At 44.0% G+C, this 300-nt stretch carries 1 protein-coding gene; it reads left to right on the top strand.

Annotated elements, in window-relative coordinates; translation table 11 throughout:
* Positions 1-300, top strand: a 300-nt coding sequence (locus tag ACT3QP_RS15165; protein WP_444526079.1) for an IS3 family transposase, incomplete at both ends; no start/stop codon positions are given.

Below are 300 nucleotides of genomic sequence, written 5' to 3'. Positions count from 1 at the left end.
AAGCGTTCACAGCGTAGTCAGCATGACGATTTCTATCTAAATGAAATCAAACGTATTTGGAAGGACAGCAAATGCCGTTATGGTACTCGTAAAGTCTGGCAACAGTTGAAAGCAGAGGGTATACATCCTGCACGCTGCACTGTAGAGCGTTTAATGCGTCAGCATGGAATGCAGGGTATTTGGCGAGGTAAAGGTAAGATAACGACTAAGTCTCGTGACGATCAAAAGCGTGCTGATGATTTGGTTAATCGTAACTTTAATGCCCATCGCCCTAACCAACTATGGGTTGCTGATTTTACC

Source organism: Psychrobacter sp. AOP7-B1-24 (assembly GCF_052376215.1).
Lineage (GTDB): Bacteria > Pseudomonadota > Gammaproteobacteria > Pseudomonadales > Moraxellaceae > Psychrobacter.
This window is presented reverse-complemented; position numbering and strand designations above follow the sequence as displayed.